This window comes from Micromonospora tarensis, from assembly GCF_016803395.1.
Taxonomy (GTDB): domain Bacteria; phylum Actinomycetota; class Actinomycetes; order Mycobacteriales; family Micromonosporaceae; genus Micromonospora; species Micromonospora tarensis.
Genome location: NZ_JAEVHL010000031.1, coordinates 18,815 through 40,595, shown reverse-complemented (window position 1 = coordinate 40,595; position 21,781 = coordinate 18,815). Strand labels below are relative to the sequence as shown.

The window sequence follows — 21,781 nt, the reverse complement described above, 5'->3', positions numbered from 1 at the left end:
GGGGAGGAGGGTTCCCAGGGCGGTGGCGGTCAGGGCGTCGCGGATGGTGGCGGCGTCGCCCTCGACGACCAGGGTCAAGGAATCCGGGTGCAGGTGGGTGGCCGCCGCCGCGGAGACCTGGTCCACGTCGGCGGCGAGCAGCGACTCCCGCAGGCGTGCGTGGTAGTCGTCCGGCAGGTCGTGCACCACGAGCGTGGTCAGCGCGGAGGCGATCGCCCGAGGGCTCTGCAACTCCACCGAGAGCTGCCCGGCGCGCCAGGAACGGGCCACCTCCAGCTCATCCTCGGTCACCCCGGTTGTCTGGGTACGGGTGATCTCACTCACCGCCTCGACCAGGGCCGGCGCGGTGACCGCCGTCTGCACGCCGGAGCTGACCGCGAACCGCCCGAACCGCCGGGACGACGCGAACTCCCCCCGAATGCCGTAGGTGTAGCCGTGCACCTCGCGGAGCAGGTGGTTGAGCCGGGAGGTGAACGCGCCACCGAGCACCGTGCCGGCGAGGGTCATCGGCACGTGGTCGGGGTGCGCCCGATGCGGCGACGGGTGCCCCAGCCGCAGCGTGGACTGCACCGACCCGGGCCGGTCCACCAGGATGATCCGCCGTCCGGTGTGCGGCGGCACCTCGATCGGGCCACCCCGCTCGACCGGGCCCCCACCGGTGCCGGCGAACGCCGCGGCGGCGAGCGCGTCCAGGTCGATCCGGTCCAGGTCACCGGCGACGACCAGGGTGCCGGGGCGGAGGAACCACTCGGAGTGGAAGACCGTCACGTCCTCCACGTCCAACCCGGCGACCGACTCCGGGTCGCCGTACATCGGTCGTCCCCAGCGGTTCTCCGCGCCGAACAGGTCGGCGCGCAGCGCGGCGTCGGCGCGCGGACCCGGGTTGGCCCAGTCCATCCGCAGCGCGGTCGCCTCGTCGTCGCGGACCCGACGGACGTCGGCAGGATCAAGCCTGGGCGTGCGGACCGCCTCGGCGAGCAGCTCCACCGCCGCGCTGAGCCGGTCCACCGGGACCACCACACTGGCCTGGAACGAGTCCCAGTCCAGGCCGGTCGACAACGCGGTGCCGAGCCCCTCGACGGCGAGCGCGTACGCGGCGGCGTCCCGCTGCGCCGTCCCCTCCTCCAACGCCTTGGCCAGCACGCCGGACAGGCCCTCCTTGCCGAGCGGCTCCTGGCCGGCGCCGACGTCGAGCAGGAGCAACGCCACGGCGAGGTTCTGCCCGGGCAGATGCGCGGCGACGACCTGACCACCGGCCACGGTGCGGCGGACCACCGGCGGGAACCGGTACGGGCGGGCGGCACCCGGGCCGGGACGGTCGGCGATCAGCGTCATGAGGTCTCCTCGGGCAGGTAGGTCAGGATCACCCGGTCGGTGGCGAGCACGTCGGCGGCGGCCTCGGCGATCTGCTCGGCGGTGACCGCGAGCAGGGCCGGCAACTGGTCGGCGACCCGGGCCGGGTCACCGAACTGGGTGGCGTACCTGCCGAGCAGGTCGGCCCGTCCGTCGACGGTGGACAGTTGACGCCACCAGCCGGTGCTGAGCAACGCCTTGGCCCGGTCCAGCTCGGCGGCGGTGACCGGCACGGTGGCCAGCTCGTCGACGACCTCGGCCAGCCCTTCGGCCAGCCGCTCAGCGCTCACCCCGGGGCGGGCGGTGATGGTGGCGATCAGCGGTGCCGGGGCGTGCGCGAGGTCCACCCCGTACGCCCCGACCAGGTCCGGCTGGGCGATCCGCTCACCGTCGGCGAGGCGCTGGTAGAGCCGGCTGCCCCGGCCGCTGCCGAGGATGGTGGCGAGCACGGTGATCACGTTGTACCCCGGGCTGCCGAACGGGTGGGTGCGGTGGGCGATGTACACCCGGGGCGCCGGCACGTCGGCGCTCACCGCCTCGATGGCCGTCTGCCCGCTCGGCGACACGCTGCGGCCGTCCGGCGCCGGCGGGATGTCGTCGCGGGCGGGCAGCGCGCCGAAGTACTTGTCGGCGAGCGCGAACACGTCCGAGGCGGTGGCGTCACCGACCACGGTGAGCACCGCGTTGTTGGGCGCGTAGTAGGTCTGGTGGAACGCCTGGAAGGTGGCGAGGTCGGCGGCGTTCAGGTCGGCCATCGAGCCGATCGTCGCGTGGTGGTAGGGGTGACCCGGCGGGTAGAGCAGCGGCAACAGGCGCAGCCAGGCGTCGCCGTACGGCACGTTCTCGTAGCGCTGCCGGCGTTCGTTCTTGACCACCTCCCGCTGGTTGTCCAGCGTCTCCTGGGTGAGGGCGGGGACCAGGCCGCCCATCCGGTCGGCCTCCAGCCAGAGCGCCAGCTCCAGGTGCTCGGCCGGCACCGTCTCGAAATAGTTGGTCCGATCCGGGTTCGTGGTCGCGTTGAGCGAACCGCCGGAGCCCTGGATCAGCTTCATGTGCTCGGTCTTCGCCACGTTCACCGAACCTTCGAACATCAGGTGCTCGAAGAGGTGGGCGAAGCCGGTCTGCCCGGCTGGCTCGTGCCGGGAGCCGACGTCGTACCAGAGGTTGACGGCCACGGCGGGCGCGGTGCGGTCCTCGCTCACCACCACGCGCAGGCCGTTGTCCAGTCGGGACGTCTCGATGGGCCAGGGGTAACCGCTGTCGGGCATGCCCCGACGCTATCCGATCTCCCGGGCGGAAAGGTGACGTGTGGTCGGCCGGCGAGCCGACCCGCCGGCATCGGAAGCGCCGCTCGGGGTATCGCAGTGCGATGACCATCACCCCGCCACCGTCCCGATCCGCCGGTCGGGCCGCCGCCGCCGTCGAACGCGCCAGCACCGCACTCGGCCGGCTGCGCCGTGGCCGCCTGCTGCATCCGGCCGGTCGCTCGTTCGCCGGCGAGACCATGATCTGGGGTACGCCGGGACCGCCCACCGGGGTCGCGCTGCTGGACGACCCGGGCCGCTACCGGAGCACCGTCCGGCTCTCCAAGGGGACGCCCACGCCGGGCAGCTGGCCGGACGTGCTGGGCCTCGCGCTGCGCCTGCAACCCGACGGCGGTCGCCCGTTCGACCTGCTGGTCAGCTCCAGCGGCGCGGCCCCGGTGCTGCGGAACCTGCCGCTGCCCCGGCGCCGCTTCACCGGCACGTACAGCACGATCGTGTGCTACCGGGTCGGCCGCCGCCGGCTCTGGCTGGCCGCGCTGGCCGACCCCGACGCGGTCGACCTCGGTCGCAGCCTGGACACGGTGGCCGCCGCGACCCGGGCGGACACGCCACGACTGGTGCTCGCTGTCGCGTCCGCCGTCGGGCCGTGGCGGCCGGTCGGGCAGGTCAGCCTCGGTGCCCAGCTCAGCGCCGAGGTGGACGCCGCGCTCGCGTTCGACCCGGTGCGCAACCTGCCGACCGAGTTACGGATGGCGGGTCCGGTGGCCGGGCTTCGCGACCTGACCTACCGGGGCTCGCGCCGGGCCCGCGGGGCGACCGCTCAGTCCGGCGGCTCGACCGCGACCACGGTCTGATCGGAGGTACGACGTTCCAGCACGGTGTCCGGGGCCGCGTTCTGGTCCGCCGTCCGCATGTCCGACTCGGCGAGGATGGCCGCGGCCTGCGCCTGTGGGTCGTCACTGCCCACCGCCGCCTCCTCGGGCAGCAGGTGGGCGCGGGACTCCACCCGGTCCTGATCGCTCTGCTCAATCGTCATGGCCGCACTGATACCCCGACCGCGCCTCCGGCACGCGATGTTCACCCCGCATCTTGGGACGACTGGCCGGGCTTTCGCCCCGGTCGGGTAGGCTGGCCCGGTGACGCGTTCCTATCGATGGTTTAGGCAGCCGGCTCGCACGCCGGTGACTTCACCATGAACTGACGTCACCACGAATCGAGCCGGCTGGGCAGGAGCTGTCGTTCCTGCCCTTTTGCGTACGAGCAGCCGGCTCGTCCCGGGCACCGGCCCCGGGCACGGTCGGCGGAAGGATCACCCACCGTGACGACCCCGGAGACCGATCGGGTCAGCGATCAGCGGATCGACCGTGTCGTGCCGCTGACCACGCCCGCCCTGCTGCACCACGAGTTGCCCCTCGACGCCCCGCTCGCGTCGGCCGTACTGACCGGCCGCCGCGCGGTGGGTCGGGTGCTGGACCGCGAGGACGACCGGCTGCTGGTGGTGGTCGGCCCCTGCTCGGTGCATGATCCGGCCGCCGCGCTCGACTACGCGCAGCGGCTGCGCACGGCGGCCGACCGGCTCGCCGACGACCTGCTGATCGTCATGCGGGTCTACTTCGAGAAGCCCCGGTCCACGGTCGGCTGGAAGGGCCTGATCAACGACCCGGGCCTGGACGGCAGTGGGGACGTCAACACCGGCCTGCGGCTGGCCCGGGCGCTGCTGCTGGACGTGCTGCGCCTCGGCCTGCCGGTGGGTTGCGAGTTCCTCGACCCGATCACTCCGCAGTACATCGCGGACACGGTGGCCTGGGGCGCGATCGGTGCCCGCACCGTGGAGAGCCAGGTGCACCGCCAGCTCGCCTCCGGCCTGTCGATGCCGATCGGCATGAAGAACCGCCCGGACGGCAGCATCGGCACGGCGGTGGACGCGATCCGCGCGGCCGGGGTGCCGCACGTCTTCCCCGGCATCGACTTCTCCGGCACCCCGGCGATCATGCACACCCGCGGGAACACGGACGGGCACCTGGTGCTGCGCGGTGGGGGCGGCCGGCCCAACTACGACGCGGAGTCGGTCGCCGGTGCGCTCGACCTGCTGCGCGCGGCCGGGTTGCCGGAGCGGCTGGTCATCGACGCCAGCCACGCCAACAGCGGCAAGGACCACCGCAACCAGCCGCTGGTCGCCGCGGACGTGGCCGCCCAGTTGGCCGCCGGCCAGCGGGGCATCACCGGCATCATGCTGGAGTCGTTCCTGCTGCCCGGCCGGCAGGAGCTCGACCCGACCCGGGAGTTGGAGTACGGCCGGTCGGTCACGGACGCCTGCCTGGGTTGGGACGACACGGCCGAGGTGCTCGACCACCTGGCCTCGGCCGTGCGGGCCCGCCGGGCCACCCTGCGGACGATGGCGTGAGAACGTGACCGCCGTCACTCCGGTGCGTGGAACACGAGTGGGGGTCGGCTCGTTGACTGGGGTGTCGGTGTGTCCAGTGTCCCCGGGCCTCACCTAAACAGCCTCCGCGGAATACCGTTCGGCTGGAGCCGCGCAGTGCCACTCGCCGAGAGGCGACCTGCACACCGACACCAGCGCCGCCCCCGGCTCACCAGGCCGGGGGCGGCGCTGTCTGTGCACCCGGCCCCCGCGGCGTGGGCGGCGGCCGCTGTTGACCGGCGGCGACTCGTGTGGCGTTTGACCGATTCCGGCCGGGGTAGCTGATCGGCGTGACCGACGACGCATCCGTGGCCGGGGAGCCGGACACCCGGGACCTCGACGATTTCCTTGACGACATCTACCGGGCGCAGGAGCGGATCAGCCAGGCAGAGATCTACCGCCGGGCGGTGGCCGCCGAGCTTCCGCCGGACCTGCTCGCCCGCGTCGACGCGATGCCCGAGGGTGAGTACGCGGTGGACGAGGCCAGCGACCTGCTGGGCGGCTCGGTGGGGTGAGTGACCGCAGAAGGGACCCGAGATGAACCACGACGACCACGACGAGAAGGTGCCGGCGCTGGGACAGCCGCCGAAGGGCCGGGACACCACGCCCGAGCCGGACTTCGCCAACGAACACGACCGCACCGCTGTGGACCGGGACATCATCACCGGCGAGGACGATGACGAACGGGAGCCGGAGTCGCCGCACGGTTGGTCCGGCATGCAGCGCTGACGGGTAAAACGGAAGGGGCCGGCGGGAAACGCCGGCCCCTTCCGTTTCTGTTCGGTCAGTCGTCGTCGTGCTTGCCCTCGGCGGCCTGCTGCGCCGTCGCGTACGCCATCTGGAGGAAATCGGACGCGGCGACCGCCGTCAGCGCGGTGGCCACCAGCCGGGTCAACCGGGGGGCGAGCACCAGGCCGCCGGTCAGCCCGGTGGCCACCCAGACCGCCAGGCAGAACGGGCAGCTCAGCAGTTCGCCGATGGCGTGCCGGGTCGGGCTGCCCGAGTCGCGGACCTGCTCCATCACCTCGCCGCTGCCGATCGGGTGGTCGTAGCGGGTGAACGGGGCCCGCAGCGGGCTGGTCACCGCGTCCTTCGACAGCAGCCGGCTCAGTTTGTGGGTGGCGATGGAGAGCAGCACCACGTCGGATGGCGCGGGACGCTCCGGCACCGGCCGACCGGTCGCCTTGACCAGACCGGCGAGCGCGCCGGCCACTCCCGCGTAGGCGCCCATCGCCACCAGGTAGCCGCCGAGCGGCCGGTGTTCGTGCGGCGCGTACGCCCGGCGCAGCCGCGCCACCTTCTGTCGCAGGCCGGTGTCGGTCACCCGGTCTCCTCCCAGGTCATGATGTCTACGGTGGGGTTGGTGGCGGCGTCAGCCGGCCTGGAGGTTGTCCGCGACCTCGCGGACCAGGTTGACCAGCGCCTCGTCGGCGAGCTGGTCCGGGTCCGCGCCATCGGACCCGTCGGCGAGGTCGAGCTGGATCCGGGCGCCGCCGGAGTCCGCCGGGTCCACCTTGATCTCCGCGGACCAGTCGGCGTCGCCGCTCCAGCGGGCGCGCAGCTCCTCGCCGTTGATCTCGGCGGCGGGGCTGCCGTCGCCGCGCAGCGGCTCCGGCAGCCAGGCCGAGGCTCGGTCGGGGTCGGTAGCGGTGTTGAAGACCACCTCGGGTGGCGCGGACATGCCGCGCACCGCGCGGGCCGGCATCACGCGTCCCGCAGGCGGCTCGGGTCGACCTCTCGACCCGGGTGGCGGGCCAGGTACTCGGTCTCCAACTCCGCCGTGCGCCGCAGGTGGTTGGCGAGCGCGGAATCCGCCGCGTGCCGCAGGGTGTCCAGGCGGGTGCGGTGCAGGCTGTGCATCTCGCGGATCAGATCCTCGTCGGTCAGTTCCGTCGGGTCGATGCCGGGCAGGTCACCGTCGAGGCCGGCGGCGGCCGGGTCGGCGGGCTCGTCGCCGCTCCACTCGGGCACCCGCTGCTCCGGGCTCATCTCCGTGCTGCCGCTGGACGCGAAGTCGTCCTCGCGTACCGATCCGGTCATGATCGCCCCCATTGATCTCGTTTGGGCTGGCGTCTAGATGAATGCCCAGGCGTGCTGACGCCAAACCATCTCGACCAGAGACACCTACGACACGGTGTCGGAGAGCGGCGGTGGCCCCGGTACCCTCGATGCCATGAGGCGGCTCTGGACCCCGGCGTGGATCGCGCGTCACGTGGCCATGGTCGTGCTGGTCGTGGGCTTCCTCGGGCTGGGCTGGTGGCAGATCAGCCGGGCCACCGCCGGCAACAGCCTGAGCTGGGGGTACGCGGTCGAGTGGCCGATCTTCGCGGGCTTCGTGGTCTACGTCTGGTGGCGCGAGGTGAAGTTCGCCCGCCGCCGGACGGCGGAGGCCGACGCGCCGTCGCCGGAGCCGACAGTCGAGCCGGTGCCGCCGGTCGGCGCCGGGTCCCGACCGGCCGTCCGCCGACCGGTGCGGGTGTCCCGGGTGCCGGCCACCGGCGACGTCGTCGAGGACACCGACCTGGCCGCCTACAACCGCTACCTGTCATGGTTGAACGCCAATCCGGGCGCCCGGCCCGGTGACTATCCCGGCTGAGCCGGGTTCGGAAGGACGGACGAAGGTGGGCGCTGCCCTTACCCGCTACCGCGTGATCGCCTGGATCGTGGGCGTGGTGCTGATCCTGCTGGTCGTGATCGGCATGCCGCTGAAGTACGCGTTCGACAACCCGGTCGTGGTGGAGACGGTGGGCCCGGCGCACGGCTTCCTCTACATGATCTACCTGGTGGCCGCGTTCGACCTGAGCCGCCGTGCCGACTGGCCGCTGAAGCGGATGCTGCTGGTGATGCTGGCCGGCACCGTGCCGTTCGTCTCCTTCTACGCCGAGCGCCGGGTCAGCGCCTGGCTGGCCGCGCCGCGGCAGGAGCGCGCTCCGGAACCGGTCGCTCGCTGAACCCCGGCCGACCGACGCCACCTGACGCCGCCCACCGTCGGGGGGTCAGCGGTTGGGTCGCCACGGGTCGGTCGAGGCGAGCGGGTCGACCCAGCCCCCGTAGCGGTTGACCTCCCGGGCCCGCAGCAGCGCCCGGGTGACCTGGCCGAACTGCCGCTCGTCGTCGGCACTGAACAGCAGCGCCTCCGTTCCCCGGTACCACCCCCACAGCTCGTACGGTGGTGGACGCCAGCGATCGCCCACCAGGGCGAGCGCGGCCGGCAGCAGGAACACCGCGCCGAGGATGAGGTACGCCCCGGCGGTGAGGTGTTGCAGGCCACCGGTGAAGCCGAGGAGCAGCGCGACCCCGCCGAGCATGCTGGCGGTGATGACGACGGCTCGGACGGCGATCCGGTCGTGCGGGCCCCGGGTGGTACGCAGATGGGTCAGCTCGGCGACCCGGTAGCTGATCGAGCCGACGGTGAACCGGTCGACGGTCACGATGATGCCGGGCCGTGCGTACAGCAGGGTCGTTCGGGCACCCGGCACTGTTCGCGGCCGTCGCGTCTTTGCGCCTTCACGATCCACGGTTCCTCCCGCGGGGGACGGTCGGCCGAGCGATCACGCCGGTGGCTGGCATCGCTATCAGTCGACGGGATTCCCGGCTCCGTCCTCATTGTGTTGTGGCACTCCCAGTCGACCTGGGCATTTGCCGACTCTCGACAGCTCCCCCGCCCGAGAGACATCGCCGAGAAACAGCATCCATTTCAGGTTTTATCGGTTATGGCACCCAGTCATCCGGCGGCATACGCCCGGAACGACGAAAGTCGCATATCCGTCAGAACGGAGGTCATAACCGCAAACCGGCAGCACCGCAGGCGTCATCCGCCACGATGACGCCACCGAACCCAGCGGCACGCCGGGCAACTCTGCCAACTTTCGCCGCTGCTTCAACTGCGAGCGACATCCGTCCCGGGTTAGGTTGGGCAGGCCGGTCCGGCCCAGCGCCGTCCGCCCGGATGGCCCCGGCCGGTGTCGCCGAGGGCGTCAGCAGCCCCGACGGCCGTGGGAGAGGGGCTTTCCGCTCTTGTCATCCCTGAGAAACCTGCTGCGCACCATGGCGCTGGCCGGCATGTCGGCGGCGCTGATCGTCCCGGCGGCGGTGGCTCACGCCGAGCCGTCCCCCGCCGAGCTGACCAGTCGGATCGAGACGTCCTCGGCTGAGCTGGAGCGGGTCGTCGAGTCGTACAACAAGCTCCGTGAGGAGATCAAGACCAACGAGGCCGCGGTGGGCCGATTACAGACCCGCATCGGCCCACTGGAAGAGCAGGTCGAGCAGAGCCGGGCCGACGTGGCCGAGTTGGCCGCCACCGCGTACAAGAGCGGCGGTCTGCGCACCGCGGACGCCCTGCTGCGTCCGGGCGGCTCGTCCGCGCTGCTGGACCGGCTCGGCACGCTGGAACAGTTGACCCGTCAGCGGCAGGAGCGCATCTCCGGCTTCACCGCCGACCAGCAGCGACTGCTCGACGAGAAGACCCGCCTGGACGCCACCCTGGCCCGGCAGGCCGCGCAGGCCCGGCAGCTCGCCGCCGGCAAGAAGCAGATCGAGCAGGACCTGGCCAAGCTGTACGAGCTACGCCGGCAGGCGTACGGTGCCGCCACCGAGCGACCCGAGCCGAAGGCCAGTGCGGCCGAGGCCAAGAACGTGCCGGCGGTGGCCGGAGCTGCCGGCACGGCGGTGCGCTACGCGTTCGGCGCGCTGGGCAAGCCGTACCAGTGGGCGAGCGACGGGCCGAACAGCTACGACTGTTCCGGGCTGACCTCGGCGGCGTGGCGGGCAGCCGGCAAGTCGCTGCCGCACAACACGCGGATGCAGTGGAGTGCGGTCGCCCACATCGGGCGGGGCGACCTGAGCCCCGGGGATCTGGTCTTCTACAGCGGGCTCGGGCACGTCGCCCTCTACGTGGGCAACGGTCAGGTGATCGACGCACCCAGCGCCGGTCGCAACGTGCTCAAGCGCGGCATGAACATGATGCCCATCCAGGGCTACGGTCGGGTCCGCTAGCCGCGACCAATGACGCGAACGCCGGCGTCCCCTCATCGGACGCCGGCCGTTCGCCGTCATTACTACCAGGTCAGGCTGCCTGTAGACCCTCTGCCCGGGCCAGCTCGCGCAGCCGGCCGAGAGCCTGGATCTCCAGCTGCCGGATCCGCTCGCGGGACAGCGAGAACCGGGACGCGACCTCGGTGAGCGAGTGCTCCCGACCGTCCTCCAGCCCGTAGCGGGCCCGCATGATGCCGGCGGACCGGTCGTCGAGGTGGTTGAGCAGCCCTTCGATGCGCTGCCGCTCCAGGCCGCTGAGGACGATGTCCTCCGGCGACGGTGCGTCGCTGTCGGCGACCAGGTCGCCCAGGTTCGTGTCGCCGTCGTCGCCCACCGGGGTGTCCAGCGAAACGGTGTCCTGCGACCAGCGGCGCAGCTCGTTCACCCGCTCGACGGTGACGCCCAGGGCGGCGGCGATCTGCTCCGGCTCCGGGTCGCTGCCCAGCTCACGGGTCAACTGCCGGGCCACGTTGCGCATCCGGTTGACGTCCTCCACCAGGTGCACCGGCAGTCGCACGGTGCGCTCCTGCTGGGCGATCGCCCGGCTGATCGCCTGACGGATCCACCAGGTGGCGTAGGTGGAGAACTTGTAACCACGCTCGTAGTCGAACTTCTCGACCGCCCGGACCAGGCCGGTGTTGCCCTCCTGGATCAGATCCAGCATGGGCATGCCCGAGCGTACGTAGCGTCGGGCGATCGAGACGACCAGTCGCAGGTTGGCGCGGATGAAGAGGTCCTTCGCCCGCTCCCCCTCGACGACCAGCCACTCCAGGTCAGCCCGGTCGACACCGGCGGGGACGGCTTCCTCACCGAGCAGGTGCTCAGCGTAGAGGCCGGCCTCGATCGCCTTGGAGAGATCGACCTCCTTGGCGGCGTCCAGCAGTGGCGTCCGGGAGATCTCGTGCAGGTAGACGCCGACCAGGTCGCGCTCCTCGGCAACCTCGTCGGTTCGCATGCCGATGTTCTTGTCCACGTTGCCCACGGTCCCCTCGCTCGCGCCGGTTGCCCGGTTCCTTGCCATTCCCCACGTCCGTCAGCCCCTGGTAACTTCTGCTGTGCCCACCGGTGCTGACACCTACACAACAGATGAGACGTGTCGGGGATTCCATGTCGTGAGTCGAAAGTGTCACGAATGCCTGAGTAGTAGCTGAGAGCACGATCCATGTTTGCTGTCAGCACCCCGTCGGGTGGCTCGCCACTGGGCACCACGTACGGGTTACCGCACCATGGCAACACCGCCCGCCGTGGGGGCACAGCGACCCGGGTCACCACCCGGCTGCGATCCTGGTCACTGCCAGATACGCACCGGGGAACCGGTCGGTTCATCCACTGGGTGTTATTACCCCCCGGCCGAACGAACAATCCGGAGGGCCGTTCGCTTCCCGCCCGGTCGGGGGCTAGGAGGCGAGCAGGGCGAGGGCGCCGCGGACCTGATCGGCCGAGCGGGCCAGCGCGGCCCGGGCGGCGTCGATCTCGGCGCCCGAGACCAGGGAGACCAGGGCCGTTTTCAGGTCGCCGTCGGCCTCGGTGAGGGCCCGCTGGGAGATCTCCTCCGAACAGCCCGTGGCCTCGATCAGAATCGAGATCATTCGGCCGCGGAGTTTGGCGTTGGTGGCCACCATATCGATCATGAGGTTCGAGTAGACCCGACCCAGTCGCACCATGACGGCGGTCGAGAACGTGTTGAGCACCAACTTCTGCGCGGTGCCCGCCTTCATCCGGGTCGACCCGGTGACCACCTCGGGTCCGGTGTCCACCCCGATGAACACGTCGACCGACCGGGCGGCCTCCGCCTCCGGATTGGCGCAGAGCAGCACTGTCGAAGCGTCCGTGGCGCGGGCTGCGGCAAGCGCCCCGAGGACGTACGGCGTGCGCCCGCTGGCGGCCAGACCCACCACCAGGTCCCCGGCACGTACACAACTGGCCGCCTCGACCGCGCCGCCCCGGTCGTCGTCCTCGGCGTCCTCCACGGCCCGCCACATGGCGTCCGGGCCGCCGGCGAGGTGGGCGCAGAACCAGTGCCGGGGCGAGTTGAAGGTGGGGGCCAGCTCGGCCGCGTCGAGCACGCCCAGCCGACCGGAGGTGCCCGCGCCGAAGTAGTGCACCCGGTGACCACCGCGTAGCGCGGCGACCGCCAGGTCGACGGTCGTGGCGATCTCGTCGAGCACCGCGGCGACTGCGCCGGCACCCGCCGGTCCGCCTCGTTGATCACGGTGAGCACGTCCCGGGTCGACATCAAATCGAGGTCGACGCTGAGCGGGTTTCGCCGTTCGGTGGGGGCGCCGACCCGGACCGTCGGGCGGGCGGGCGGTGCGGGCAGGTCCGCACCGGCCGTCATGCCCGCCTCCGGTTGGCACCCACCCGGTGCGACTGGACCGCCTCGGCGGTCGCCTCGAGGGCCTTGCGAGCCCGGGCCCGGTTGCGGGCGGCCACCCCGACGAAGAGGCAGTCGACCACGGTGAGCTGGGCCAGCCGGCTGGCCGTCGCGCCGGAGCGGTAGGTGGTCTCCCGGGCTGCCGTGGTCAGCACGAAGTCCGCCACGTCGGCGATGGGCGACCGGGGGAAGTTGGTGAGTGCCACTGTCGCGGCGCCGCGGGTACGGGCCTGTTCCAGCACCTCGATCACGTCGGAGGTGGTGCCGGTGTGCGAGATGCCGATCGCCACGTCGCCCCGACCGAGGAGGGCGGCCGAGGTCAGCGCGGTGTGCACGTCGGGGAAGTAGAAGGCGATCCGGCCGATGCGGTGCAGCTTCTGCTGGAAGTCCGAGGCGACGAACCCGCTGGCGCCGGCGCCGTAGATGTCGATCCGTCCGGCGCCGCTGATCGCCTCGACCACCTGCTCGCACACGGCGGGGTCGAGCTGTTCGGCGGTCTCCTCGACCGCGCGGGCATCGTTGAACGCGATGGTGGCGATGATCTGGGCGAGGTCGGCGCCGGGCGGGATGTCACCGCCGACCACCCGGGCGTCCGGCGGCTCGATCCGGCGGGCGGCCTCGGCGGCGAGCCGGATGCGCAGCTGGGGGTAACCGTCCATGCCCACCGAACGGCAGAACCGGATGACGGTCGCCTCCGATGTCTCGGCTGCGGTGGCGAGGTCGGTGATGGTCCGCCGGGCGGCGGCGGCCGGATCGGACACGACCAGCCGGGCAACCCGCTGCTCGGCGGGCGACAGCGACGGCAGGAGCCCACTGATGTGGACGATCAGCCCACCGGGCTCATGACTCGCAGAAATCTTCGGACTCTTCGCCACGGGTGAAACTTACTTTCACCAAGCGTGAGCGTCAACTATGACTGCCCTGGGTGGGAAAAGTGTCTGTGCCGGGATCACCGGTCCCGCACAGCGTGCCACTTCCGCAGGATCTCCGCCTCATCCGCCGGGTCGAGTCCACCCTGCCGGACGGCCGCCGGGTGCGCTGCCATCCAGGACGCGGTCGCCCGAACGGTGTCGGGTAACGGACGGATGACCAGCCCGGCCGCCAGCGCCTCGGAAGCGTCTCGGTCCATCAGGCCAGCGGACTCCGGCAAGCTCACCCAGAGCGGCAGCGCCCGCTCCCCCGACCACTCGCGCACCTCGTGGGACAGCAGGAAATCCTGGTCGACCCAGGTGAGGCGCGGATCGACGCCCAGCCCGGCGGCCACCCCGGCCATCATCTCGGCACGGGACATCGCCGGCCCGGTGCCGTCGTACGTGCCGCTGAGACGGGTGTCGGCGGCGTGCAGCAACCAGCCGGCCAGATCCTCGACGTCCACGAACTGCACCCGGTCGGTCGGCTTCCCTGGCGCCAGCACCTCCCCGCCGGCCGACAGCCGCCGCACCCAGTACGGGAAACGGTCGCTCGGGTCCTCCGCGCCGACGATCAGGCCCGCCCGGCAGAGGAACGATCGATCCACGCCCATCCGTTCCCGTACCAGCCGCTCGATGCTGACCTTGCACCCGCCGTACCAGCGGTGCTCCGGACCGACCGGGCCGTCCACGTCCGACGGAGCCGGCGCCAACAACGGCGTGTTCGCGGTGGACCGACCCGGGGTGGCGTGCTCGGCGTACACCGAGATGGTGGACACGAACGACCAGTGGCCGACGTGGTCGGCGAGCGCGGCGAGCGCGTACCGGGCGTGGCTGATCTGGCGGGTCACGTCGACCACCGCCTCGAAGCCCGCGCCGGCGAGTGACCCGAGCGCCGCCGGGTCGTCCCGGTCCACCCTGACGAACCGGGCCCCGGCCGGCACGACGCCGGACACTCCCCGGGCCGCACAGGTCACGTCGTGGCCCTGCGCGACGGCGAGCCGGGCCAGCGCCCGGCCGAGGAACTGGGTACCACCGAGAATGAGGATCCGCATCCGCCGATCCTGCGCCGCCAACCCCCGAACCAACCAGCAACTCTGCCCAGGGCAGAGCACGATCACGAAGCTGTTACCCGACCCGCCGACCTCGGCGGCGACAACTTCATGATCGCCGGGAGCGCGCGGGAGGCGCGGGGTTCGCTAGCGTGGGGGCATGGTGCAGCGGAGCGTTTTGGTGACCGGGGGCTCCGGCGGGCTCGGCGGGGCGGTGGTCACCGCGTTCGTCGAGGCGGGCTGGCGGGTGGTCGTACCGGAGCGGAACCCCCGACCCGGGTCGGAGCCGGCGGCGGGCGGCCTGGTCCGGGTGGTCGCGGACCTGGGTGAGCCGGCGGGCGCGGCGCAGGCGGTCGAGGTCGCGCCGGTGAGCCGGCGGCACCGCTGCGAGCGGTGGTCAACCTGGTCGGTGGGTACGCCAGCGGCGGGCTGGTGCACGAGACGCCGGTCGAGGAGTTCGAGCGGATGTTCACCGTCAACCTGCGGCCGACCTACCTGGTCACCCAGGCGGCACTGCCGCACCTGGTGGCGGCCGGCGGCGGCGCGGTGGTCTGCGTCTCGTCCCGCGCGGCGCTCGCCCCGTTCCCCGGCGCGGCCGGCTACGTGACGGCCAAGGCCGCCGTGCTGGCCTTCGCCAACGCGGTAGCCGTGGAGTACCGGTCCCGCCACGTGCGCTGCAACACCGTGCTGCCCAGCGTCATCGACACCCCGGCGAACCGGGCGGCCCAGCCCAACGCCGACCACTCCCGCTGGGTGACACCGGAGGAGATCGCACCGGTGGTCCGGTTCCTCGCGTCGGCGGACTCCGCGCCGACCAGCGGCGCGACCGTTCCGGTCTACGGGCGGGCCTGAGCCTAGGAGCGGGTCTGGGTCACCAACGGGCCGACGTCGTCGCCCGGCGGCGTGGACGGCGGCGGCAGCCAGGTCTCCAGGTACGACTGGATCTGCTCGGTCACCTCCTCGGTCGGGCGACCCGCGTCCACCAGCACGAAGCTCGGGTATTCGGGAAGGGTCCGGTAGGCGGTGTCCGCCGCGGTCAGCCAGCCCATCGTCTCGTGGTCGGTGCCACGTTCCTCGATCCGCCGGTACGCCTCGGCGGGGTCGACGGAGAGCAGGAAGGTCACCTGCGGCGTCGGGAACAGCCGGTAACCGGCCCGCGCGAGCCGCTCCCAGCGTTGCCCGCCGTGCGCCCGGATGCTCGCGTACTGGCAGGCCGAGTAGCGGTCCATCACCGCTGTCCGACCGGTGAGCAGGCAGCTGAGCAGCGCGATGGCGATGGCGAGCCAGCGCAGCACCGACTCCACCGCCAGCACGCCGTCGCGCCCGACGAGCCGTTGCGCGTCCGGCCGGCCCAGTCGGCGGGCGAGCCGGCCCAGCCAGCGCCGCCCGCTGGCGTTGCGGCGGTAGGTGGCGGGACGCCCGGCGGCGTTCAGCGCGTCGGCCAACCGGTGTGCCTGAGTGGTCTTGCCCGAACCGTCGATGCCGATCAGGGCGACGGTGCGCAGCCGGGCCCTCCGTCGACGCATCCCCGAAGATCTGGCCACCTTCCACAGGTTATCCGACCCGCGCACCTGCCCCGTGTGGTTTGGGTGCTTCATCCCGGTTGGCACCCGACCGCTACGCCAGCAGGTGTGGCCGACCGGAATGCCGGGTACCGGAGTTCGAAACCCCACCGCCGGACCGAAACGCAACCGCCGGACCACCGACACGACGACGGGAGAACCAGATGGCTGAGCGCGGAGACGAGAGTCTTGTGCACACCCTCAAGAAGGTCGCCGCCGTGCTCAAGCAGTCCGAGATCCCGTTCGCCCTGGGCGGCAGCTTCGCCGTCTACGCCCACGGGGGCCACTCCAGCGAGCACGACGTCGACTTCCTGATCCGGGAGGCCGACGTGGAGCAGGCGCTCCAGGCCCTGGTGGCCGCCGGCTTCGTCGCCGAGCGTCCACCCGAGGACTGGCTGGTGAAGGTCTTCGACGACGGCCGAATGGTGGATCTGATCCACCGCCCGATCGAGACCCCGGTGACCGAGGAGACGTTCGCCGACACCGTCATCCGGCCGGTGGACGCGATCCACATGCCGGTCCTGTCCGCCACCCAGCTGATGGTGCACAAGCTGCTCAGCTTCTCCCAGCACTACTGCGACTTCGCCCGCGGCCTGCCGCTGGCCCGGTCGCTGCGGGAGCAGATCGACTGGGAACGGGTACGCAAGGAGACGCAGCACTCGCCGTACGCCGAGGCGTTCCTGGTGCTGCTGGACCGGCTGGAGGTGGTGTCGGCCGCCGGCACCCAGCCAGGAGAGGGGACATCGTGAGCCACGATCGCGACATCGGCGCCGGGCCACCGGACGAGTACGTCGAGGCCGAGATCCAGCGGCTGCTGGCCGAGGACCCCGCCGTGGCCGAACAGGGCATCACCGTGGTCCGCCGGGAACGCGCCCTCGTGCTCTACGGCGAGGTGGAGAGCCCGCACCGACGGGAGGAGATCCTGCGTCGGGTCTCCGAGCGCTTCCCGGACGTACCGATCACCAACGACATCGGGGTGATCCGCGCCCAGGCGCCCACGGAGATCGAGCAACTGCCCTGAGGGAGGTTTCATGGTGATCCGGATCGCCGCCGTGGGCGACGTGCATCTGGACCAGGACGTGGTCGGCCGGTTCCGACCGGCGTTGGAGGAGCTGCCGGAGTGCGCCGACGTGCTGCTGCTGGCCGGGGACCTGACCCGGCACGGCACCGAGGCCGAGGCGCGCTGCGTGGCGGAGGAGTTCGGCGGGTTGGCGGTACCGGTGGTGACCGTGCTGGGCAACCACGACCACCAGTGTGACCAGGTGCCGCAGGTGGTCAAGGTGCTGGAGGACGCGGGCATCACCGTGCTGGAGGGCAACGGCGTCGTCCTGGACTGCGCCGGCGGCCGGCTCGGCATCGCCGGCGTCAAGGGCTTCGGCGGCGGGTTCGCCGGGCGGTGCGCGAGTGACTTCGGCGAACCGGAGATGAAGGCCTTCGTGCGCACCACCACCGACAGCGCGGACCGGCTGGGCGACGCGCTGCGCTCGCTGGACTGCGACATGCTTGTCGCGCTCACCCACTACGCGCCGGTGCCGGACACGCTGGCCGGCGAACCCTTGGAGATCTATCCGTTCCTCGGGTCGTACCAGCTGGGGCAGGCGATCGACTCGGCGCCACGGCGCTGGCCCTGCACGGGCACGCGCACGCCGGCTCCGAGCGCGGCACGACCCCCGGCGGGGTGCGGGTACGCAACGTCGCGCACCCGGTGATCAAGCAGGCGTACAGCGTCTTCCACGTCGGCGATCAACTCGACACGGACCAGGTTTCCCCGATCGGCCAGTCGGGTATTCAGCGGCCATGGAGCTGATTCTCTGGATTCTCGCAGTCGTACTCGTTGTCGCCGGCATCCTCGCGCTGTTCCGCCGGCAGATCCTGTGGGGCATCGTCCTCATCGTCGTCGGGCTGTTGGTCGGCCCGGGTGGCGTCAGCATCTTCAATTGACGTTCGCATCCTGTAATCACACCGGGACCCGCCGGGGTCGCCGCGACCGGAGCTTCGTCCTCCCGACAGAAGCATCGGCCGCAGCGGCCCCGGCGCTTTCTTGTGCCCGGGTTTGACTCGCAGGCGGACGGAAATATCTCGACAATGAAGACATCTCGGGAGGCGCCGGCGACGTCGGGCCGCCGGGCGTGGTGGGCCCTCGCCGGCTTCGCGGCGGCGGTGTTCGTGGCGGCCGCCATCGGCGCTCTGGGCGTGCAGGGCTGGTGTGGCGCCGGGTCGGCTTCTCCGCCGCGTTGAACCTGGCGATCTGGCGGCTGAACACCTGACCGGCGATGGCCCCCGGCAGGCGCACGCCTACCGGGGACCTCCGTGCACCTCCGCTCAGCAGCGGGGGATGCCCGGGATGTAGCCGTCGTACCCGGTGTAGACGTAGGCGTCGGAGATGAACCGGCCACTGCCGATCCGGTCCCAGATCGAGCTGGTGCCGTACGTGCCGGTGACCGTGGTGCCACTGGTCTGGCAGGCGATGGTCACCCGAGTGCCGTCCGCGACGGTGCCCACCGAGGCGTACCCGGTGCCGGGGCCCGAACGAACGGTCAGCGGCGTGCCGCTGGTGTCGACAGTGGCGTTGCCGGCGCCCGAGGAGCACCCGTTGTCGCTGGTGTAGCTCTTGGTGCCCCAGTACAGGCCGAGGGTGCCGTTGAACCTGACCTGGATGTCGTTGCCGTTCAGGCGCTGCTCGTAGTGCAGGTGCGGGCCGGTGGATCCGCCGGTGCTGCCCACCCAGCCGAGCACCTTGCCGTACCCGACCGTCTGCCCGACGGAGACGTTGAAGCCGTTGAGGTGCGCGTAGTAGGTGCTGTAACCGCCGCCATGGTTGATCCGGACATATTTCCCGTAGCTGGTGCCGCCGAGGTCGGTCACCCGGTCGACGGTGCCCGGCGCGCTGGCGACCACCGGGTCGCCGAGGTCGTCGGTGCGGTTGAAGTCGACGGCGTTCGCCGGGCTGTGGTCCGAGCGGGTCTGCCCGGACCAGGACTGGCCGCACGGGAACGGCACCTTGAAGGTCGGCGCGGCCAGGGCCGGACTCGCCGGCACCAGCGCTCCCCCGACGAGCAGACCCGTCACCAGCAGGCTCATCCACCGCTTACGCATACAGCTCCTCCTATGTCGAAAACCTTCGATGAGGTGGCTACAGCCTGACAGATATCGTCAATCTTCGAAAGAGTCCCAAGCGTGGCCGGGGAGCGCGCCCACCAGGCAACTCCGAGGTTTCCGGATTGTTACTCGCTCGTGTCTGACAGGGGGTGGACCGGACCGGATGCAAGCGCTTACATGTGTGCACGCCCAATCGGACCGGCGACGGGTCACCAGCGGAGACCGCGCCGGCTAGGAAGGAGGACGGCATGGCGGTCTTTACCAGACCACGCCAGGCCTTCGTGATCGCCGGTGTACTCGGGCTGGCGTTCAGCGCCACCGCCTGCGGCACCGGCAATGACAAGAAGAGCGACAAAGCGGGATCCGCGGAGTGTGCCGCGTACGAGAAGTACCAGGGCCACGACGGCAAGAAGGTTTCCATCTACGCGTCCATCCGTGACGCCGAGGCCGACCTGCTGGAGAAGTCCTGGTCGCAGTTCACCGACTGCACCGGCATCGAGATCGCCTACGAGGGCAGCGGCGAGTTCGAGGCGCAGCTCCCCGTCCGCGTCGACGGCGGCAACGCGCCGGACATCGCCTTCGTGCCCCAGCCGGGCCTGGTGAAGCGCTTCGCGGACGCCGGCAAGCTGAAGTCGCTCAGCGCCGACACCAAGGCGCTCGCCGAGCAGAACATGCCGGCCGACTGGCTGAAGTACGGCACCGTCAACGGGACGCTCTACGGCGTGCCGCTCGGCGCCAACGTGAAGTCCTTCGTCTGGTACTCGCCGAAGACGTTCAAGGAGAAGGGCTGGGAGGTTCCGACCACCTGGGACCAGCTCATCGCCCTGAGCGACAAGATCGCCGCCAGCGGCATGAAGCCGTGGTGCGTCGGCGTCGAGTCCGGTGACGCCACCGGCTGGCCGGCCACCGACTGGATCGAGGACGTGATCCTGCGGACCCAGGGCCCCGAGGTCTACGACCAGTGGACCACCCACAGCATCCCGTTCAACGACCCGAAGATCGTCGACGCGGTCGACCGCGCCGGCAGCATCCTCAAGAACGAGAAGTACGTCAACGGCGGCTTCGGCGGCGTCAAGAGCATCACCACCACCGCCTTCCAGGAGGCGGGCCTGCCGGTGACCACCGGCAAGTGCGCGATGCACCGCCAGGCGTCGTTCTACGCCAACCAGTTCCCGCAGGGCACCAAGGTGGCCGAGGACGGCGACGCGTTCGCCTTCTACTTCCCGGCCATCGACCCGGCCAAGGGCAAGCCGGTGCTGGGCGCGGGCGAGTTCGTCGTCGCCTACGCCGACCGTCCCGAGGTCCAGGCGGTGCAGACCTACCTCGCCTCCGCCGAGTACGTGAACAGCCGCGCGAAGCTCGGCAACTGGGTCACGGCGAACAACAAGCTGGACATCGCCAACGTGGCCAGCCCGATCGACAAGCTCTCCGTCCAGATCCTCCAGGACAAGACCGGCACCTTCCGGTTCGACGGATCCGACCTGATGCCGGCCGCCGTCGGCGCGGGGACGTTCTGGAAGGGCATGGTCGACTGGCTGAACGGCAAGCAGACCGCCCCGGTGCTCCAGGGCATCGAGAGCAGCTGGCCTAAGTGATCCCGGCGGTGGCCCGGTCCGCGATCGCGGGCCGGGCCACCGGCCGATCTGGACCCGAGAGGGAGGGTTGATGGAGTTCGACTTCGCCGATGAGCAGCCGAAGCTCCTCATGCTGATGTACGGGCTGGTCGCTTTCGTACTGGTGGTGGGCGGCCTGCTTCTGCTGCTCGACGTGGTACCGGCCTGGTTCGCCCGGCGACGGGAGGCGCAACTCGTCGCCGCCTCGACGGGTGGAGCTCCACTTCCCCGCCGACCCAGGCAACGGGAGGGGCTCTTCGCACTGTTCTTCCTGTTGCCGACCCTGTTGCTGCTCACCGTCGGTCTGATCGTGCCGGCCATTCGCACCCTGCTGCTCTCCCTGATGAACGGGAGCAGCACCGAATGGGTCGGGCTGCGCAACTACGGCTTCCTGTTCTCCGACGACGCGATGCTCCGGGTCCTGATCAACACCCTGGTCTGGGTGCTGCTGGTCCCGTTGGTGGCGACCGGCTTCGGCCTGATCTACGCCGTCCTGGTGGACAAGGCCCGGTTCGAGGCGGTGGCGAAGTCACTGATCTTCCTGCCGATGGCCATCTCCTTCGTCGGCGCCAGCATCATCTGGAAGTTCGTCTACGCCTACCGGGGTGAGGGCGACCAGATCGGTCTGCTCAACCAGATCGTCGTCAGCCTGGGCGGCGAGCCGAAGCAGTGGCTTCTCGAGTCACCGCTGAACACGCTGCTGCTGATCGTCATCATGGTCTGGATCCAGGCCGGTTTCGCCATGGTGGTGCTCTCCGCCGCGATCAAGGCGATCCCCGGTGACATCGTGGAGGCCGCCCGGCTCGACGGGGTCAGCCCGTGGCAGATGTTCTGGCAGATCACCATGCCGAGCATCCGACCGGCGCTGATCGTCGTGATGGTGACCCTCACCATCGCCACGCTCAAGGTCTTCGACATCGTCCGGACCTCTACCAACGGCAACTACGACACCAGCGTGATCGCCAGTGAGATGTACAACCAGGCGTTCCGGTACGGCCAGAACGGGCAGGGATCCGCGCTCGCGGTCCTCCTCTTCATCCTGGTCATCCCGGTCGTGATCTACCAGATCCGCAACCTCCGTCAACAGCGGGAGGGCTGA

At 71.0% G+C, this 21,781-nt stretch carries 25 protein-coding genes and 3 pseudogenes; 15 read left to right on the top strand and 13 right to left on the bottom strand.

Annotated elements, in window-relative coordinates; translation table 11 throughout:
* Both JM949_RS09895 and JM949_RS09890 read right to left on the bottom strand, forming a co-directional pair.
* On the bottom strand, window positions 1–1,335 hold a 1,335-nt coding region (locus JM949_RS09895; RefSeq protein WP_203148110.1), incomplete at its 3' end, for a M16 family metallopeptidase.
* Window positions 1,332–2,621, bottom strand: coding sequence for a M16 family metallopeptidase (locus JM949_RS09890; protein WP_203148109.1), 1,290 nt, complete (start codon window positions 2,619–2,621; stop codon window positions 1,332–1,334). The genes JM949_RS09890 and JM949_RS09895, both read right to left, overlap by 4 nt.
* Window positions 2,622–2,722: 101 nt before the next feature.
* Between JM949_RS09890 and JM949_RS09885 the strand changes: the two genes are divergently transcribed.
* Entirely contained in the window at window positions 2,723–3,472 is a 750-nt protein-coding gene (locus JM949_RS09885) for a phosphodiesterase (protein ID WP_203148108.1), read from the top strand.
* Here the strand turns inward: JM949_RS09885 and JM949_RS09880 are convergent.
* Window positions 3,439–3,654 carry a hypothetical protein gene (locus JM949_RS09880; RefSeq protein ID WP_203148107.1) on the bottom strand — a complete coding sequence of 72 codons (216 nt, stop codon included), beginning with the start codon at window positions 3,652–3,654 and terminating at the stop codon, window positions 3,439–3,441. The two genes, JM949_RS09885 and JM949_RS09880, sit on opposite strands and share 34 nt — an antisense overlap.
* A gap of 282 nt (window positions 3,655–3,936) precedes the next feature.
* Between JM949_RS09880 and JM949_RS09875 the strand changes: the two genes are divergently transcribed.
* The 3 genes from JM949_RS09875 to JM949_RS09865 all read left to right on the top strand — a co-directional run bounded on the left by JM949_RS09875 (window position 3,937) and on the right by JM949_RS09865 (window position 5,769).
* Window positions 3,937–5,022: a 3-deoxy-7-phosphoheptulonate synthase gene (locus JM949_RS09875; RefSeq protein WP_203148106.1), complete on the top strand. Its 1,086-nt coding sequence runs from the start codon at window positions 3,937–3,939 to the stop codon at window positions 5,020–5,022.
* A 299-nt stretch (window positions 5,023–5,321) separates the two neighbouring features.
* Window positions 5,322–5,555, top strand: coding sequence for a hypothetical protein (locus JM949_RS09870; protein ID WP_238432882.1), 234 nt, complete (start codon window positions 5,322–5,324; stop codon window positions 5,553–5,555).
* Window positions 5,556–5,577: 22 nt separating this feature from the next.
* Window positions 5,578–5,769: a hypothetical protein gene (locus tag JM949_RS09865; protein ID WP_203148104.1), complete on the top strand. Its 192-nt coding sequence runs from the start codon at window positions 5,578–5,580 to the stop codon at window positions 5,767–5,769.
* A 55-nt stretch (window positions 5,770–5,824) separates the two neighbouring features.
* Here the strand turns inward: JM949_RS09865 and JM949_RS09860 are convergent, their stop codons facing one another.
* Genes JM949_RS09860 through JM949_RS09850 form a run of 3 tightly spaced genes read right to left on the bottom strand, consistent with a single transcriptional unit; the run spans window position 5,825 to window position 7,083 of the window.
* Window positions 5,825–6,364 (bottom strand): DUF1360 domain-containing protein, encoded by a 540-nt coding sequence (locus tag JM949_RS09860; RefSeq protein WP_203148103.1) that lies wholly within the window; start codon window positions 6,362–6,364, stop codon window positions 5,825–5,827.
* A 48-nt stretch (window positions 6,365–6,412) separates the two neighbouring features.
* Window positions 6,413–6,745 (bottom strand): hypothetical protein, encoded by a 333-nt coding sequence (locus tag JM949_RS09855; RefSeq protein WP_203148102.1) that lies wholly within the window; start codon window positions 6,743–6,745, stop codon window positions 6,413–6,415.
* Window positions 6,745–7,083: a DUF6158 family protein gene (locus tag JM949_RS09850; RefSeq protein ID WP_203148113.1), complete on the bottom strand. Its 339-nt coding sequence runs from the start codon at window positions 7,081–7,083 to the stop codon at window positions 6,745–6,747. Before JM949_RS09850 ends, JM949_RS09855 begins: the two co-directional genes overlap by 1 nt.
* Window positions 7,084–7,213: 130 nt before the next feature.
* On the opposite strand from JM949_RS09850, the gene JM949_RS09845 reads away from it, so the two are divergent.
* Together JM949_RS09845 and JM949_RS09840 are read left to right on the top strand one after the other, a co-directional pair.
* Window positions 7,214–7,636, top strand: a complete 423-nt coding sequence (locus JM949_RS09845; protein WP_203148101.1) for a hypothetical protein — start codon at window positions 7,214–7,216, stop codon at window positions 7,634–7,636.
* Between the two features lie 25 nt (window positions 7,637–7,661).
* A complete protein-coding gene (locus JM949_RS09840) occupies window positions 7,662–7,991 on the top strand; it encodes a DUF3817 domain-containing protein (RefSeq protein ID WP_203148100.1) in 330 nt (109 codons plus the stop codon).
* Between the two features lie 45 nt (window positions 7,992–8,036).
* Here JM949_RS09840 and JM949_RS09835 read toward each other — a convergent pair whose 3' ends face one another.
* A complete protein-coding gene (locus JM949_RS09835; protein WP_203148099.1) occupies window positions 8,037–8,558 on the bottom strand; it encodes a DUF6232 family protein in 522 nt (173 codons plus the stop codon).
* A gap of 499 nt (window positions 8,559–9,057) precedes the next feature.
* Between JM949_RS09835 and JM949_RS09830 the strand changes: the two genes are divergently transcribed.
* Window positions 9,058–10,035, top strand: a complete 978-nt coding sequence (locus tag JM949_RS09830) for a C40 family peptidase (RefSeq protein ID WP_203148098.1) — start codon at window positions 9,058–9,060, stop codon at window positions 10,033–10,035.
* Between the two features lie 70 nt (window positions 10,036–10,105).
* On the opposite strand, the gene JM949_RS09825 is transcribed toward JM949_RS09830, so the two are convergent.
* From JM949_RS09825 to JM949_RS09810, 4 genes and pseudogenes are all read right to left on the bottom strand, one after another.
* Entirely contained in the window at window positions 10,106–11,095 is a 990-nt protein-coding gene (locus tag JM949_RS09825) for a sigma-70 family RNA polymerase sigma factor (RefSeq protein WP_203148097.1), read from the bottom strand.
* Window positions 11,096–11,471: 376 nt separating this feature from the next.
* Window positions 11,472–12,412: pseudogene (locus JM949_RS09820) on the bottom strand (N-acetylmuramic acid 6-phosphate etherase).
* A complete protein-coding gene (locus tag JM949_RS09815; RefSeq protein ID WP_030333314.1) occupies window positions 12,409–13,323 on the bottom strand; it encodes a MurR/RpiR family transcriptional regulator in 915 nt (304 codons plus the stop codon). The pseudogene JM949_RS09820 and the gene JM949_RS09815 overlap by 4 nt, the downstream one beginning before the upstream one ends.
* Before the next feature lie 74 nt (window positions 13,324–13,397).
* Entirely contained in the window at window positions 13,398–14,411 is a 1,014-nt protein-coding gene (locus JM949_RS09810; RefSeq protein ID WP_203148096.1) for an NAD-dependent epimerase/dehydratase family protein, read from the bottom strand.
* 157 nt (window positions 14,412–14,568) lie between these two features.
* On the opposite strand from JM949_RS09810, the pseudogene JM949_RS09805 reads away from it, so the two are divergent.
* A pseudogene (locus JM949_RS09805) lies at window positions 14,569–15,260 on the top strand (SDR family NAD(P)-dependent oxidoreductase).
* A gap of 2 nt (window positions 15,261–15,262) precedes the next feature.
* On the opposite strand, the gene JM949_RS09800 reads toward JM949_RS09805, so the two are convergent.
* Complete coding sequence (locus tag JM949_RS09800) at window positions 15,263–15,952, bottom strand: dTMP kinase (protein WP_309232089.1); 690 nt, start codon at window positions 15,950–15,952, stop codon at window positions 15,263–15,265.
* 182 nt (window positions 15,953–16,134) lie between these two features.
* Between JM949_RS09800 and JM949_RS09795 the strand changes: the two genes are divergently transcribed.
* From JM949_RS09795 to JM949_RS09775, 5 genes and pseudogenes are all read left to right on the top strand, one after another.
* Window positions 16,135–16,719 carry a nucleotidyltransferase gene (locus tag JM949_RS09795; RefSeq protein WP_203148095.1) on the top strand — a complete coding sequence of 195 codons (585 nt, stop codon included), beginning with the start codon at window positions 16,135–16,137 and terminating at the stop codon, window positions 16,717–16,719.
* Window positions 16,716–16,991 carry a hypothetical protein gene (locus tag JM949_RS09790; RefSeq protein WP_203148094.1) on the top strand — a complete coding sequence of 92 codons (276 nt, stop codon included), beginning with the start codon at window positions 16,716–16,718 and terminating at the stop codon, window positions 16,989–16,991. Before JM949_RS09795 ends, JM949_RS09790 begins: the two co-directional genes overlap by 4 nt.
* A 10-nt stretch (window positions 16,992–17,001) precedes the next feature.
* A pseudogene (locus JM949_RS09785) lies at window positions 17,002–17,777 on the top strand (metallophosphoesterase family protein).
* Window positions 17,768–17,911 carry a GPGG-motif small membrane protein gene (locus JM949_RS09780; protein ID WP_007464364.1) on the top strand — a complete coding sequence of 48 codons (144 nt, stop codon included), beginning with the start codon at window positions 17,768–17,770 and terminating at the stop codon, window positions 17,909–17,911. The pseudogene JM949_RS09785 and the gene JM949_RS09780 overlap by 10 nt, the downstream one beginning before the upstream one ends.
* Window positions 17,912–18,055: 144 nt before the next feature.
* Complete coding sequence (locus JM949_RS09775) at window positions 18,056–18,208, top strand: hypothetical protein (RefSeq protein ID WP_238432873.1); 153 nt, start codon at window positions 18,056–18,058, stop codon at window positions 18,206–18,208.
* 84 nt (window positions 18,209–18,292) lie between these two features.
* Here the strand turns inward: JM949_RS09775 and JM949_RS09770 are convergent, their stop codons facing one another.
* On the bottom strand, window positions 18,293–19,066 hold the full coding sequence (locus JM949_RS09770) for a M23 family metallopeptidase (RefSeq protein ID WP_203148093.1): 774 nt from the start codon (window positions 19,064–19,066) through the stop codon (window positions 18,293–18,295).
* A gap of 251 nt (window positions 19,067–19,317) precedes the next feature.
* Here JM949_RS09770 and JM949_RS09765 point away from each other — a divergent pair, with 251 nt between their 5' ends.
* On the top strand, window positions 19,318–20,664 hold the full coding sequence (locus JM949_RS09765) for an ABC transporter substrate-binding protein (RefSeq protein ID WP_203148092.1): 1,347 nt from the start codon (window positions 19,318–19,320) through the stop codon (window positions 20,662–20,664).
* A 70-nt stretch (window positions 20,665–20,734) separates the two neighbouring features.
* Entirely contained in the window at window positions 20,735–21,781 is a 1,047-nt protein-coding gene (locus tag JM949_RS09760; protein WP_203148091.1) for a carbohydrate ABC transporter permease, read from the top strand.